The 13214-nt window shown below is 70.6% G+C and carries 16 protein-coding genes and 1 CRISPR repeat array; of the genes, 7 read left to right on the forward strand and 9 right to left on the reverse strand.

Annotated elements, in window-relative coordinates; genetic code table 11:
• The first annotated feature begins 513 nt into the window (after nt 1–513).
• Nucleotides 514–900 (forward strand): hypothetical protein, encoded by a 387-nt coding sequence (locus OO47_RS32185; protein ID WP_030223106.1) that lies wholly within the window; start codon nt 514–516, stop codon nt 898–900.
• Here OO47_RS32185 and OO47_RS37505 read toward each other — a convergent pair.
• Nucleotides 855–1007, reverse strand: a complete 153-nt coding sequence (locus OO47_RS37505) for a hypothetical protein (protein ID WP_199812370.1) — start codon at nt 1005–1007, stop codon at nt 855–857. The genes OO47_RS32185 and OO47_RS37505 overlap by 46 nt on opposite strands.
• A 23-nt stretch (nt 1008–1030) precedes the next feature.
• A complete protein-coding gene (locus OO47_RS32190) occupies nt 1031–1378 on the reverse strand; it encodes a helix-turn-helix transcriptional regulator (RefSeq protein WP_033211100.1) in 348 nt (115 codons plus the stop codon).
• Between the two features lie 150 nt (nt 1379–1528).
• Here OO47_RS32190 and OO47_RS32195 point away from each other — a divergent pair, with 150 nt between their 5' ends.
• From OO47_RS32195 to OO47_RS32210, 4 genes are all read left to right on the forward strand, one after another.
• On the forward strand, nt 1529–2035 hold the full coding sequence (locus tag OO47_RS32195) for a hypothetical protein (RefSeq protein WP_030223111.1): 507 nt from the start codon (nt 1529–1531) through the stop codon (nt 2033–2035).
• Nucleotides 2036–2090: 55 nt separating this feature from the next.
• Complete coding sequence (locus OO47_RS32200) at nt 2091–3146, forward strand: TerC family protein (protein ID WP_030223115.1); 1056 nt, start codon at nt 2091–2093, stop codon at nt 3144–3146.
• On the forward strand, nt 3143–3661 hold the full coding sequence (locus OO47_RS37510) for a hypothetical protein (protein ID WP_030223118.1): 519 nt from the start codon (nt 3143–3145) through the stop codon (nt 3659–3661). The genes OO47_RS32200 and OO47_RS37510 overlap by 4 nt, the downstream gene beginning before the upstream one ends.
• Nucleotides 3662–3924: 263 nt before the next feature.
• Nucleotides 3925–4455: a hypothetical protein gene (locus OO47_RS32210; protein WP_030223121.1), complete on the forward strand. Its 531-nt coding sequence runs from the start codon at nt 3925–3927 to the stop codon at nt 4453–4455.
• A 138-nt stretch (nt 4456–4593) separates the two neighbouring features.
• On the opposite strand, the gene OO47_RS32215 is transcribed toward OO47_RS32210, so the two are convergent.
• The 4 genes from OO47_RS32215 to OO47_RS32230 all read right to left on the reverse strand — a co-directional run bounded on the left by OO47_RS32215 (nt 4594) and on the right by OO47_RS32230 (nt 8274).
• Nucleotides 4594–4866, reverse strand: a complete 273-nt coding sequence (locus OO47_RS32215) for a hypothetical protein (RefSeq protein ID WP_030223124.1) — start codon at nt 4864–4866, stop codon at nt 4594–4596.
• On the reverse strand, nt 4863–5153 hold the full coding sequence (locus tag OO47_RS32220) for a hypothetical protein (protein ID WP_030223127.1): 291 nt from the start codon (nt 5151–5153) through the stop codon (nt 4863–4865). The genes OO47_RS32215 and OO47_RS32220 overlap by 4 nt, the downstream gene beginning before the upstream one ends.
• Nucleotides 5154–5419: 266 nt before the next feature.
• Nucleotides 5420–7426, reverse strand: a complete 2007-nt coding sequence (locus OO47_RS32225) for a pentapeptide repeat-containing protein (RefSeq protein ID WP_030223129.1) — start codon at nt 7424–7426, stop codon at nt 5420–5422.
• A gap of 86 nt (nt 7427–7512) precedes the next feature.
• Nucleotides 7513–8274, reverse strand: a complete 762-nt coding sequence (locus tag OO47_RS32230; protein ID WP_158708741.1) for a hypothetical protein — start codon at nt 8272–8274, stop codon at nt 7513–7515.
• Nucleotides 8275–8490: 216 nt separating this feature from the next.
• Here OO47_RS32230 and OO47_RS34310 point away from each other — a divergent pair, with 216 nt between their 5' ends.
• A complete protein-coding gene (locus tag OO47_RS34310; RefSeq protein ID WP_051716416.1) occupies nt 8491–8892 on the forward strand; it encodes a hypothetical protein in 402 nt (133 codons plus the stop codon).
• Nucleotides 8893–8923: 31 nt separating this feature from the next.
• A protein-coding gene (locus OO47_RS35785) for an IS5 family transposase (protein WP_407696378.1) occupies nt 8924–9774 on the forward strand; the annotation gives its coding sequence in 2 pieces (ribosomal slippage) (nt 8924–9272 and nt 9272–9774; 852 coding nt in all).
• Between the two features lie 12 nt (nt 9775–9786).
• Here OO47_RS35785 and OO47_RS38680 read toward each other — a convergent pair.
• From OO47_RS38680 to OO47_RS37100, 3 genes are all read right to left on the reverse strand, one after another.
• Entirely contained in the window at nt 9787–10335 is a 549-nt protein-coding gene (locus OO47_RS38680) for a hypothetical protein (protein WP_324606535.1), read from the reverse strand.
• A 438-nt stretch (nt 10336–10773) separates the two neighbouring features.
• Nucleotides 10774–12111: a zinc finger domain-containing protein gene (locus OO47_RS33755; RefSeq protein WP_158708742.1), complete on the reverse strand. Its 1338-nt coding sequence runs from the start codon at nt 12109–12111 to the stop codon at nt 10774–10776.
• 12 nt (nt 12112–12123) lie between these two features.
• A complete protein-coding gene (locus tag OO47_RS37100) occupies nt 12124–12288 on the reverse strand; it encodes a hypothetical protein (RefSeq protein ID WP_158708743.1) in 165 nt (54 codons plus the stop codon).
• Between the two features lie 96 nt (nt 12289–12384).
• Nucleotides 12385–13205: a CRISPR direct-repeat array (repeat unit 28 nt; unit sequence GAGCAACCCCCGCGGGCGCGGGGACGAC).
• Nucleotides 13206–13214: the final 9 nt, after the last annotated feature.

The raw sequence follows: 13214 nt of genomic DNA on the forward strand, positions 1-13214 counted from the left end.
CAGGTCATCCGGGACAAGATCAGCACGCACCCGGACACCCTGCCGACCAAGATCACCGAGCACAAGACCCACGGCTCATCTCATTCTGAAACGATCAGTTAGCCCGGGCGCTGACCTGCGCGGTGCGGGCAGCCCACCATCCCCCGCACCGCACCCCCAGGAGCCCGCCGGCGCGGCACGGCGCCGTCCTTGAGGGCTGCCGGACCGACACTGTGGTTGGGCCCCGGTTCGGCAGCCCCATCAGTCTGCCGCCCGGGCCGGGGTCGCGCACCAGGAGGCGTCCGACGGCATGAAGGCCCTGACCGCTCGGGACAGGTCAGGGCCTTCGCATCTCGTAGGGAAGCTGACGCGGCCCCGACGCCAGAGCGCGGAATCGAAGGGCCGCGGACTGCACCGGCCCGACGTGGGGCGTCCAGACCAGCGCACGCGTCGAGGAGCCCAACGCCCGGCCAGCGCCCAAGGACGCGGTCCGCGTTAACACGCCGGCGCCTCCTGCCTGGGAGGATGCTGCTCATGCAGCCGCTGCCGATCCCCTGTCCCGCCGACCTGGTTCCGGACGCCACCGGTCAGGACGCCTTCACCGCCGCGTACCGGCAGGCCCAGCAGCAGCGGGCGGTGTTCGTCGCCGTGGAGAGCCAGGGGTCCCGGTGGGCGGTGAAGGCTGACGTGCTCACCGCGCCCCACCACACCATCGACACCAAGGCATACGAGGCGGTGTGCGAGGCCGTCATCCACCTGATCGGCACCCGGCAGGTCCGCCCCGACTCCTCGGCCGGCCCGGTGTACTTCGTGCTGCACGACGTGGACGGCGAGGGCCGTGCCCGTGAACTGGCCGCGGCCCTGCACGCCGCCCTCTATGGCGATCCCGAGCCTTTGGTGAGTTGCTTGCGCAGCTCGTAGAGCATCTCGGGGCTGCCGATGCGGACCAGCTGCTCCACCAGCCGGTCGATCAGGGCATCGTCCCCGCAGCTCACCGCGTCGACCACCCCGGCGATGATCTCGCGCACCCCGGGCGGCAGTGGTTCCTCGGTTACGGCCGTATGGCCGCCTCCGGCTCGGCGTCTGTGCTCTCCGGAATGTCTTCGCGGTGGAGAAAGGCGCCCAGGAGGTCGCCGACGGGGTGGTCGGCCTCCAGCGGGTGGCGCAGCGCGACGCTGGGGTCGATGGTGTAGCGGTTGCGGCGGCCCACCCGGGTCCGGGTCAGGTACCCGGCCGCTTCCAGGTCCGCGACGATGATCTGCACCGCCCGCTCGGTGATGCCGATGCCGGCGGCGACGTCCCGCAGCCGCACCTCGGGGTCGCGGGCGATCCACAGCAGCACCCGTGCGTGATTGGTCAGGAACGTCCACTGGTCGCCGCGTGCCGATGAGCTACTCATGACCTCCATCATACGAAGTCCGGTTCGCATATCCACCCCCTCGTGCGAACCTTTATTAGCGAAAAAATATTCGCGTAACTGTTGACGCATGTTGGGTGCGGGGGTGACGCTGGAGGGGATTCCTCCTGTTAAGGAAGGCGGGTAGGCGCCATGACCCGACTGTTCTCCCACCCCCACCGAGACCGTGCTCCCCGCGTCGCGCGGGCGGGTCTGGTCCAGCCGGTGGCGGCGGTGCTGACCGACCGCCTCGACGATGTCGCGGTGGCCGAGGCCGCCGCCCGCATCGCGCTGGCCCGCCGGGTGCCGCTGCTGCTGATCGCCGTGATGCCCCCGCACATGCACTGCTCCGCCGGTCCGGCCTCCCCCTCGGTGCGGGCGGTCCTGGCCCGGGTCATGCCCAAGGTCGGCCCGCACGCCACCGGCTACATCCCCGAGGTCTTCCACCTGCCCATCGGCAGGAGTTCGCGGCTGGCGGCGGCGAAGGAACTGCTGGCACTGGCCTCCCGCCACCGGGCCCCGGATGTGCTGGCCGCCCGCCGCGGCCCGCACGGACTCGACGCACACGCCCTCATTGAGGCCGCAGCCCTGCGCGGCGGCCCGTTCGTCCATGCCGTCGCCCCCGCCGCCTGGGTGCCCCTGCGATCGTCGGCGCCATGACCGCGCCGTCCGCTGGCGTCCTGCTGTCCGGCTTCTGGAGAGGAAACGTTTCGCGATGAATGACCTGTCGTTCCCGGTCCCGTTGTGGGTGTGGGCCGCGGTCACCGTCGGCATCTGCGTGATGCTCGCCGTCGACCTGATCGCCCACCGAGACAACCACATCATCGGCTTCCGCGAGGCCGCGATCTGGAGCTCGATCTGGATCGCCATCGATCTCGGCTTCGGCCTGATCCTGCTGGCGTGGCAGGGCGGGGAGGTGTCCTCCACCTACTACGCCGGCTACCTGATCGAAAAGGCCCTGTCGATCGACAACGTCTTCGTCTTCGCGCTGGTCTTCTCCTTCTTCGCCGTCCCCGACGCCTACCAGCACAAGGTCCTCTTCTGGGGCGTCCTCGGCGCCCTGGCCGCACGGCTGGTGTTCATCTTCGTCGGCGCCGAACTGCTCCAGGTGTTCTTCTGGACCGCCTACGTCTTCGGCGCGTTCCTGATCTGGACCGGCTGGAAGATGGCCGTCTCCAAGGACGAAGAGGTCCACCCCGACCGCAACCCGGTCGTCCGCCTGGTCAAGAAGCTCATCCCCACCGACCCCAAGTTCCACGGCGACAAGTTCTTCATCCGCCGCAACGGCAAGAAGATCGCGACGCTGCTGTTCGTGGTCCTGGTCGCGGTCGAGGCCACCGACCTGATCTTCGCCGTCGACTCCGTCGCCGCTGTCCTCGCGATCACCACCAACACCTTCCTGGTATGGACCGCTAACGCCTTCGCTGTCCTGGGCCTGCGCAGCCTGTACTTCTGCCTCGCCGGGCTGCTGCGCCGCTTCGCCTACCTCCACTACGGCCTCGCGGTCCTCCTCGCCTTCGCCGGCGTCAAGCTCATCCTGTCCGAGACCCCCGTCGGCAAGCTCCCCATCCCCCTTACCCTCGGTGTCATCGCCGCCACCATCACCGTCTCCATCGCCTGGTCCCTGATCGCCACCCGCAACCAGCCCGCCGACACCGCCGACGTCCCGGCCACGGCCGGGACCACTCCCGCCGACGGCCGCGGTGACGAGACAACCCCCGGACCGGACCAGCCCGCAGCCCGCGGCACGCACGGAAAGGAATCGCCATGACCACGACCCACACCCCCCGGCCCGCCCACACGTCACCGGCCGAGGTGCACGACTACCCCTTCACCCTCCGCGGCGACGGGCCCGTGCTGGCCCTGTTCACCCGCTCCCGCGCCGATCAGGCCGTGGCCGCCCGGGCCGCCGACCACGCCGCCCGCACCGGGCACCCGGCGACCTTCGCGGCCGTCGTCCGCAGCACCGGCTTCAGCATCAACGCCCTGCTCCACCAGGCCCGCGGCCGCCGCATCCGCGCCGAAGCCGACGCGATCCTGGCCGCCGTACTGCCCGTCATCGCCCGCGCCGGACCGGTCAGGACCGCCACCCTGGTCGTGCCCGCCCGCATCAACCCCTACCAGGCCCTGCCCGCAGACCGGGTGGAACGGCTCGCCGGCCGTACCGGCGCCGACGTCGTCCTCAGCCCGGTGCCCCTGACCGGATACACCTCACCCATCACCCGGGAGCTGAACCGCATCACCGACCCGCACTCCAGAAGCCACACCAGAGCAGCCGACCCCTGACACCGAAGTACTCACGACGCAGGCCCCGGCCAGTTGGCCGGGGCCTGCCCGTGTTCAAGATCAATCTCAGCGCCAACCACGGTTCGATTGGTCCCGACGCCGTAACCGAACAACGACACTCACCGGTCCAGGATGCGCAGCCCGGGCCACTGACGCTTCTGGTGTCGGAACCACTGACACTTCCGCGTCGGCCGACACCATCCGTAATGGGATCCTGACGGGCAATTTGACTCCTGATTAGGCGTAATGGAAACCTTACGAACATGACGACCAATCAATTCGACGGGCACCGGTTCAGCACTCTGGACGTGGTCGAACAGAACGGCCCCGACTCCACCGACCTTGAGCTCGTGGCTTACACCGCTTCATGCAGCTGCGGCTGGAAGGGGTCATCCGTCTCTCCCGGCATGGAGGGCAAGGGAGGCTACAACGGTCCTGTCGCCCACGGGATCACCCTCGGGGAAGAGGAGGAGGCCGAGCTCGCCGCGGAAAAGGAGTGGCTGGAGGAGCACATCGATGGCATCTCCCACACCCTCCTCCCCCCGGCCCTCGCCGATCAGATCCGTTCTCTCGGAGAACAGATCGACGCCTTGATCGAGGCCGACAAGCCCATGAACGCCCTCTCCGCCATCCGGCTGTCCGGAGGCTACTTCTCCCGCCAAGCCCGCGACGCAGCCCTCCGCGCGAGCTACCTGGACCACTCCTGGGCCCAGATCGGCGAAGCCCTCGGCATCTCCAAGCAAGCTGCCTGGGAGCGGTACGGGAAGCCTCGTCCAGAGCGAAACCCCGAGTAGGCGAGCAACCCAAACGGGGGAGGGCTCGACTCGGACAGGGCCGGTGGCCGGGTGCGGGTCGGGTGCGTACTCTCGGAACGCGAAGAGCCCCCTGGCACTTGCTTTGCCAGGGGGCTCTTCTGCTGTCCGGACGGGCGGTCAGGGACCGGCGATCAGCCAGAGGATGAGGACCGCGTCCAGGTCCGGCGCGTAGCGGTAGACGACCGAGATGCCGCGTCCTCGGGTCTGCTCAGGCAGGAGGTCGATCACGTACGACTCCGAACGCGGATCGGCGTCCGGCAGGCCGCGTGCGGTCTCGGGGTCGGGCTCGTCCTCCAAGTGCCGGCGGACGGACTCGACGGCGGCCTGCTCGGTCGCGGTCAGCTCGGCGAGGATCTTCTCCGCGCTGTCGGACAGGAAGGCTCGGGTCACCGGCCCCCCTCGGCGGCAAGCTTGCGGCGAAGCTCCGCCTCGACGTCGTCGGTCGACCGAGCCAGGGCCTCCATCGCCTCCGGGGTGCAGTGCAGGGTGACCCGGTGCCGGTAGGCCTGGACGATGCCGCGCACGGCGGCCAGGTCATCGAGGTTGGCGGCCGCGAGCTCCTGCTCGAAGGTCTCGGCGTCGCCCGGGAAACCGTGCCTGCGCAGGGCGGTGCGCAGCTCGGTGAGCGTGCCCATAGGGGGCAGGGCCGGGTCGCGGTGCTCGGGCTGGGCGGTCACGGCATCTCCTCGGGTCGGTGCTTCCAGTGTCCTACTCACGCCTACCCCCGATTCCTGTACGCGTCGGGCAGTTCGTAGCCGTGGGTCTTGTCACTCATGGGTTCGGGTCTCCTGTGGAACGGGAGGGGCCGCCCGGTCGGCGGCCCCCAGGTCATCGTGTCGGATGGGTCTGACGGTGTGGGGGCAGATCCGGCCTTGGGGAGTAAGGGTTCAGTGGGCAGCGGTTGGCTGTTCAGTTTGCTGAACAGCTTCCCGGGTCGGGGCGGTCAGCGTTTGATGCGTCCGCGGATGGCGAGGACGGCGAGGGCAAGGAGGGCGGGTTCGAGGATGCGGGAGGTCATCTCGATGTAGGTGCCGGTGGTGGTGAGGTCCTGCCCGCTGGAGCGGAACACCACCGAGTTCAGGGTGACGCTCAGGGCCTTGTCGAAACGTTTGCTGGTGAACCGGTCCTTCACGGGGTTCTTCGGGTCCTGCTTGTCGATGACGAAGGTGACCTTGCCGCCGCCAGCCGGGACGGTGCCGGTGGCCTCCTGTTTCGGAGAGGAGGCGGGCAGGCCGAAGGCCATCAACAGCAGGATCGTGGTGAGCATGGCGGCGGCAAGCCAGCCCAGGGCACGGGAGGCGCGCAGGCCGTAGCCGGAAAGCGCCCAGTACGCCCACAGCAGGCGGCGTTCGGTCTTGGGGGTGCCGGTGCGATCGTGGCGGCGCATCTCGCACTCGCCGTAGTAGAAGTCCGCCGCGCCGGGCTCGTTCTTGCCGTCCTCGAACGCTTTGCGGAGCTGGCGGTAGAGAGCGGCGACGTCGTCGGGGTCGGGGGTGCGGGCGGGGTCGGGGTGGTGCGGGCCGTTGCGCCACCGGCGGGGCTCGGGTGGGGCGCCCGCGGGCGCGGGGGGCTGCCCGGTGCTGTGGGCGCGCCAGTGGTGTTCCTCGGCGAGGGTGCGCCGGCGGGTCCAGCGGATCGGGGCTATGCCGCGGCGGTGGAAGCCGGTGGGGGTGGGGGTGAAGGTGGTGCGGCCTTCAAGGCGGAGCTGGTCGAGGTGGAAGGCGCTGGAGAACAGGCAGTCGGACAGGTCGGTGTCGGTCAGGACCAGGTGGGCGGCGTCCACGCCCTGCACCGAGGTGACCCGCACCCCGTCGGGACCGGTCAGCAGACCCTCGTCCACAGGCGCACCACCAGGGTCGGTGAAGGGGGCGGGATGGGCGGTGAGGGCGACAGGGGCTGCCCATACTGCGTAGCCGAGATCAACCTCGGCCCGCCGTACCCGCACCGTGGCAGTCGACTCCCACCGTGTCCGCACACACGACACCCGGTCCGCAGCGATCTCCAACGTCACCGGCGCCCCGAACACCGCACCCGACAGATCCACCTTTCCCACGCACACCAGAGGCCCCAACCGAGCAGCCGCCAAGAACTGCACCCCGCCGAACCGGGCGCCGCCGGAGAACTGCACCCCGGCGAACCAGACGCCGCCGGAGAACTGCGCCCGGGTGAACCAGGCGCCGCCGGAGAACTGGGCCTTGCCGAACCGGGTGTTTCCGGAGAACTGCACCCCGATGAACCGGGCGCCGCCGGAGAACTGCACCCCGGTGAACCAGACGCTGCCGGAGAACTGCGCCTCGCCGAACCAGGCGCCGCCGGAGAACTGCGCCCGGGTGAACTCGGTGGCGCCGGAGAACTGAGCCCTGCCGAACTCGGCGTCGCCGGAGAACTGCACCCCGGTGAACTCGGCGCCGCCAGAGAACTGGACCCCGGTGAACCAGGCGCCGCCGGAGAACTGCACCCCGGTGAACCAGACGCCGCCGGAGAACTGCGCCCCGGTGAACTCGGCGTGCCCGGAGAACTCGGCCCCGGTGAAATGGGCGGCGCCGGAGAACTGCGCCTCGCCGAACCAGGCGATGCCGGAGAACCGGGCCCCGACGAACCAGGCGTTGCCGGAGAACTGCGCTCCGGCGAACCGGGCATCGCCGGAGAACTGTGCCCCGATGAAGCTGGCGTCGCCGAGGCGAGGGGCGCTGGTGGTGGGATCTGTGAGGGCTCGAAGGAGGCGGTTGAGGAGGTCTTCGGTGAAGGGGGTGCCGCGGTGGTCGATGTCGGCGCCGGGGGCGAGGCCTGCCAGGTAGGTGTCGCGGTGAGTGTCGGCCAGGTGTGCGAGGCAGTCGGTGTGGCCGGGGACGTGGATGCCGCGGCAGCCGATGGGATCGGTGACCGGATCGGCGCCGTGGGCGCAGTGCGGCCAGGGCGGTGCTGCCGACGGGGGCGTGGGTGTGCTCATGGCGAGGACGGCTCCAGGCGGAAGAGGCTCCCGTGCCGGCAGTCGCCGGGACGGGAGACAGAGGTCGGGAATGCGGTGGCGCCGGGTCAGGCGCGCCCGGGACGGAACGGGTTGTACACGGTGTACGGGTCCTGGTCCGTCTCGCCGCGGTGGTGCCGCTCGGCCTGGTAGGCGTCCCAGGCCGCCTCGCCCTGCCGGGTGGAGCGCCACGGCAGGTTCTTCCTGCGGGTGAACTCGGCGTACTCCAGATCCGGCTCGGCAAGCCGACGGCGACGCTCAGCGCGCGGGTCGTCGCCGACACGGGCGCCGGCCAGGTCCTCCACGCTCCGGGCGCGCGCGAGTTCGTCCACGTCGAAGGCGATCCGGCGCAGGATCGCCGAGACCCGGGCGGAGTCCACCACCACGTTCGCACGGTCAGGGAAATCGGCCTCAGAGCGGAGGTTCGCGGCGGGCGGGTAGGACTCGCGGTCCAAATGATCAACCCAGTCGGCGCACTGCCGGATCCAGCCCACCTCGTCCACCAGCCGCTCAGCGACGCTCGCGCGGCCGGAGAGCTCCTCGTCGTCGCTGCCCTCCAGATCCTCCGGCGCCGGCCAGCCCGCCGCCCGGAGCTCACCCAGGACGACGTCCAAGGCGTCCAGATCGGCATCCTTCGTCAGCTGATGCACCCGGCTGGGCGACAGCCCGGCCGCCTCCGCCGCCTTCCGCACCGACACCCCCTCCACCCTGGCCGCCACCAACGCCCAGGCCCGCTCCCGCTCCGCCTGCTCCAACCGCCAGGCGGCCCGGCGCACACGAGCCAGGACACGCCGCTGCCGCCGGACCTTCCCCAGCCAGTCACCCTTCACCCCGCCCAGCCTGCCAGCCCCCGAGCACCCCGCACGGGCCGTTCAACAAACTGAACACCCCACCGTCACCCACGTCGGCCATGCTCCCCGAGGCCGGAACCGCCGCAGGCCTCGCCCGCGCCCGCCGTCCGGCCCGGCGCCGCGGCGCTCCCCGCACCCCACGCCACGTCCGCCGCCCCGCAGTCCACCGTGCCCACCACCCCGCAGGGAGTCTCCGTGACCACCAGCCCCGCCCCCGGCGAGCAGCCCTCCCAGGAAGAGACCGACCGGGCCCAGGCACTCAAGCGGGCCGTCGAGGCCGCGTACCTGGGCGTCCCGGCCGACCAGCCCTCCCCCGCCGCGCAGGCCCCGGCCACAAAGCCGCAGGACCCGGAGGTCGCCCACGGGGTGCTGCTGCTGCGGGCCGCCGACGTGGCCTTGGCCGAGGTCGTCGCCCACCGCCACACCTGGGAATGGCTCGCCGCCCGCGCCGCCGACCACGACCACTTCCGCACCCCTCCGGCCGTCGGCGACCTGCCCGACGGCCGCGTCAGGACCACCATCTCCGGCCGCTCCCTGATCGCCCTGCTCATCGTGCTGTGGAAGATCTGGGAAGCCTCCGGCCTGGACGGCGACTAGGGCGTTTCTTTCCGATCATCGGATCGTTGGTCTGGTTGTGCCGTTGACCGATGCGCAGTGGGCGCGGATAGAACCGTTGTTGCCTGATCGGACGCCGCGACGGGGCGGTCGGTGGCGTGATCACCGCCAGGTGATCGATGCGATCGCCTGGAAGTTCCAGACTGGGTCTCAGTGGGTGCACCTCCCCGCCGAGTACGGCTCGTGGAAGGGCGTCTATACGAGGTTGAGGAACTGGGCCATCGACGGCACCTGGGAACGTGTCTTCACCGCGCTGCTTGCTCAAGCGGATGCCGATGGCGACCTGGACTGGGTCGTCGCGGTCGACTCCACGATTGTGCGCGTTCACCAGAACGGTGCCGGGGCCCGCAAAAGGGGGCTCCGGCCGCTGAGCCCGCCGACCACGCGATCGGACGATCGCGTGGCGGGTTGACCACAAAGGTCCACCTGGCCGCTGACAGCCGTTGTCGTCCGTTGTGCTTCGTACTCACACCCGGCCAGGCCGGAGACGCGCCGGCGTTCGAGCACGTGATGGCTGCCATCCGGGTCCCGCGTCGAATTGGCAGGCCCAGGATCAGGCCCTTTGCCGTGCTGGCGGACAAGGCGTACTCATCGCGAGCCATCCGGGACCATCTGCGCCGACGCGGAGTGCGGGCTGTGATCCCCCAGCCCGCCGACCAGATCGCCAACCGCAAGCGCAAGGGCCGCGGCGGTGGGCGCCCACCCGGATTCGACCGCGATGCCTACAAGCAACGCAACACCGTCGAACGCTGCATCAACCGCCTCAAACAATGGCGCGGCCTGGCCACCCGCTACGAGAAGACCGCCACCGTCTACCGTGCCGGTCTCCTCATCGCCGGCATCTTCCTCTGGTCCGCCCGCTGAAGAGCAGGCAGCTCACGACCGTAGGCACTCTCCCTGTGGATCGAAGCAGACAAGCCCGTGCTCGCGGGCCAGTGCAGCGGCGAACTCGGATACTTCCTCGGCTTTGCCGTAGGACATGACCAGGTACACGATCGGGCCCGATGCCTCGTCGATGACCGGGGACGACGCCCACACGACACTGCGGTCGCCGTCGTCCGGGTATCGCGCGACGAGGGCTTCCACATACGCCACGATGCGCGATGCCGGAGGCACGGCGACATCGTCCGACTCCAGGTAACGCTCGTAGAGCTCGTCATACGTCGAGCTCGCAGCACGGTTGTCGAATGGACGGTCGCCGTCCCACACAGCAAGGTCGTAGCTCACAGCCGCATCGTCGCAGGCAACACTGTCGCCTCCATCAGCAGGCCCTGTGATCTCTCTGTCAGTGATCCTTAAGAGAGCTCCTAGGCGCTGGCCTCCACCGCCTACCAGCGCGCCGCCACCGCCCTGAACGGCGTCACCGGCCAGGGCCGCACCATCCGCATCGTCCTCGACGACGGCCACGGCCAGGACGACGAGCACGACGACGAGGGCGAGGACGGCCAGAGCAAGGGGCCGATGGGCTGGGGCCGCTGAACACCCGCCCCCGCCACCATGAACTCCCGCCCCTCGCCCGTCCGGACCGATCTGGTCTCACGTTAGTGGCCGGCGGATGCCCCTCACGGCCACGGCGCTGATCACGGGATCTGCCGATCGGCGGCGGGCGCGCCCACCGCCGAGACCAGCGCCTCATGGACGTCCGGGTCGATTCGGCGAGTGCGACGGGCAGAGTGCCGAGGGCGACCAGGGCGTTGCCGATGGCCGCCGAGCTCCAGCCGCGCCCGGCCGCGACGTTCGCGAGCTCGTACGCGGCCTCCGCGATCTGGTCGGCCTGTTCCCCGATACCGGACCACATTCCGGTCCGCCAGCCCATGGCGGCCCCTGAATCGTGGATGGTGCCGGGGACGCTCGGGAATGGGGTCAGGCTGAGGGGAAGCGAAGCCGGAAACGCTCTTTGCGGCGCTGGTGCGGGTGGCCATTGGAGGTCGCGCAGTTCCTTCCGCGCGCGGCGTCACACTCGGGGCAGGTGACGTCTTCGACCCGCCACGTAGGAGAGGCGGTCTCCATCTGCGAAGGCGGTTGCCGCCTGGGCTGTTGGGCGCGTGCGCTTCGCGTGCTGAGGATCAGCTCGAGGCGTTCTTCGTGAGGGAGGGGCCGTCGGTCCCTGCCGCTGCTGTCGTCATCGTTGAAACAGGGCCTGCCCTTGGGGGCCTGGCAGCGCGGGCAGCCTTCTGTGAACCAGGAGCGGCGCCCTACCTTGTCGTACAGCGGCGGCGTCCGGGCCTGCTCCTGCGACGGCGATGTCCGTTTCGGCCGTGCCTCACGCGGTGGGGGTGAGGATCTCTTCTGCCGGGCGATCTGCCCCAGTGCCCGGGCACCCTCCGCGTGCCTTCTCCAGGTCTCGACCTGATGGCGCTGATGAGCCTCCAGGTACGGTCCGGCTGCGGCGGCCGCGCGCGCGAGATCCTTCACCGTCTCGCGCATCGCCCGCCGCGACCTGCCGGTCCCACGCCCTTCCAAGGCGGCCAGCAGCTCCTTCACCCGCTCCGCCTCGCCCCGTGCCCGCACTTCGGCCTGCGCGGCCCGCAAGGTCGCCACTTCGGCCTGCCGCTGCCGCACCTGAGCGTCCAGGCACGCTGCCGCGGCATCGGCAATGACCGTCTCGGCCTCGGTACGGTGATGGCTCGCGATGGCGTTGGCGCGCACCAGCAGCGGGCGCACCACGTCGGCTTCCTGCCCGGCGACGGCCTGCTCCAGATCATGGAACAGTTCCTGCCTCGCCCGCTCCTGCTCCTGAAGCCAGCGGTCCGCGTCCGCGACGACGGCTGCCAGCCGCTCTTCGAGTTCTCCCTCCACCCCGGTGAGGGCGGCGATCTCGTGACGGACCCGGGTGACGACGACCACGGATCCCACCAGACGGGCGTCGTCCAGCTTGCGCAGCAGGGTCTGGGCCCGCGCCTGCGCGGGCGGAACCTTCACCGTCCGGCCCGTACCCCAGGTAGAGGCGGGGCGGGTGCTGCGGGAACGCACGATCTGCTCCACCGCCGGCGTCGACAGCCCGCGCTCGGTCATCTCGCACTCATCGAGGGCGAACCATTCGATGGGCCGTGCGAACGCCTCGGTACCGATCCGCACCCGGCGGCTGGTGCCTTCGCTGTCCAGACGGACCCGGTGAACATACCAGCGCCGGATCAAGGTGTCGCGATCCACCGGCACGGACATCCCCAGGACCGGCTCCATGCCGTCCTCGTCCCACACGGGCATCACCGCCTAGTCCAGGTGCACGCGCAGTCCACGCGTCTTGAGGCGGATGTCGAGGACCGATCCGATTGCCGCGCCGTCGGGCCGGGCGAAGTCGAAGTCGGCCTCCTGCCCACGGGCGCGGAGCCAGGACCGGGCGGCGGACTGCATATAGAGGTGATCGGCGCTCGCCACGCCTCGGAAACGGCGGCCGCACAGGTGGGGATGACCGTCGGGGCCGGGGTGGTGCGCGAAGTGGCAGACGCGGTCGGTGTAGAGCTTGGTGGTCAGGAGCAACCCCCGCGGGCGCGGGGACGACAGCCACGGCATGGTGAAGCCACGCGGGTCGGACGAGCAACCCCCGCGGGCGCGGGGACGACAACGGTGCCTGCGTGAGGACCGTGTCGTCGTCGGAGCAACCCCCGCGGGCGCGGGGACGACGGGGAGAGCTGGGAGTACCAGCCGACCACCGAAGAGCAACCCCCGCGGGCGCGGGGACGACTCGGGGTCGATGAGCGTGCCGCCCTGCTTGATGGAGCAACCCCCGCGGGCGCGGGGACGACATGCGCACCGCCATGCGCCAGATGATGGGAGTCGAGCAACCCCCGCGGGCGCGGGGACGACACCACGGACAAGGAGAAGAGCATGTACGGACTGGAGCAACCCCCGCGGGCGCGGGGACGACCCCGCGGGCAGTTCGTAGGGGACCGTGACCCGGGAGCAACCCCCGCGGGCGCGGGGACGACGCAGTGCGGGCAGGACATGTCGGGGGTGGCGGGGAGCAACCCCCGCGGGCGCGGGGACGACGTCCCGTTCGTGCGGACCAAGATGTTGTAGCCGGAGCAACCCCCGCGGGCGCGGGGACGACGGACTCCTAGAGAGCCGTCGTCGTGCCGGTGTCGAGCAACCCCCGCGGGCGCGGGGACGACGGCGACGGACGAGTCCCGCGCTACGCCCCGCTCGAGCAACCCCCGCGGGCGCGGGGACGACAGCCACGCCCGGATCTCGTCGTGCCCGATCCGGGAGCAACCCCCGCGGGCGCGGGGACGACGCGGCACCATGACCGGCACCATCACCAGCAACGGAGCAACCCCCGCGGGCGCGGGGACGACCTGTCTGGC

The sequence above is a fragment of the Streptomyces bikiniensis genome (genome assembly GCF_000716625.1).
Taxonomy (GTDB): domain Bacteria; phylum Actinomycetota; class Actinomycetes; order Streptomycetales; family Streptomycetaceae; genus Streptomyces; species Streptomyces bikiniensis.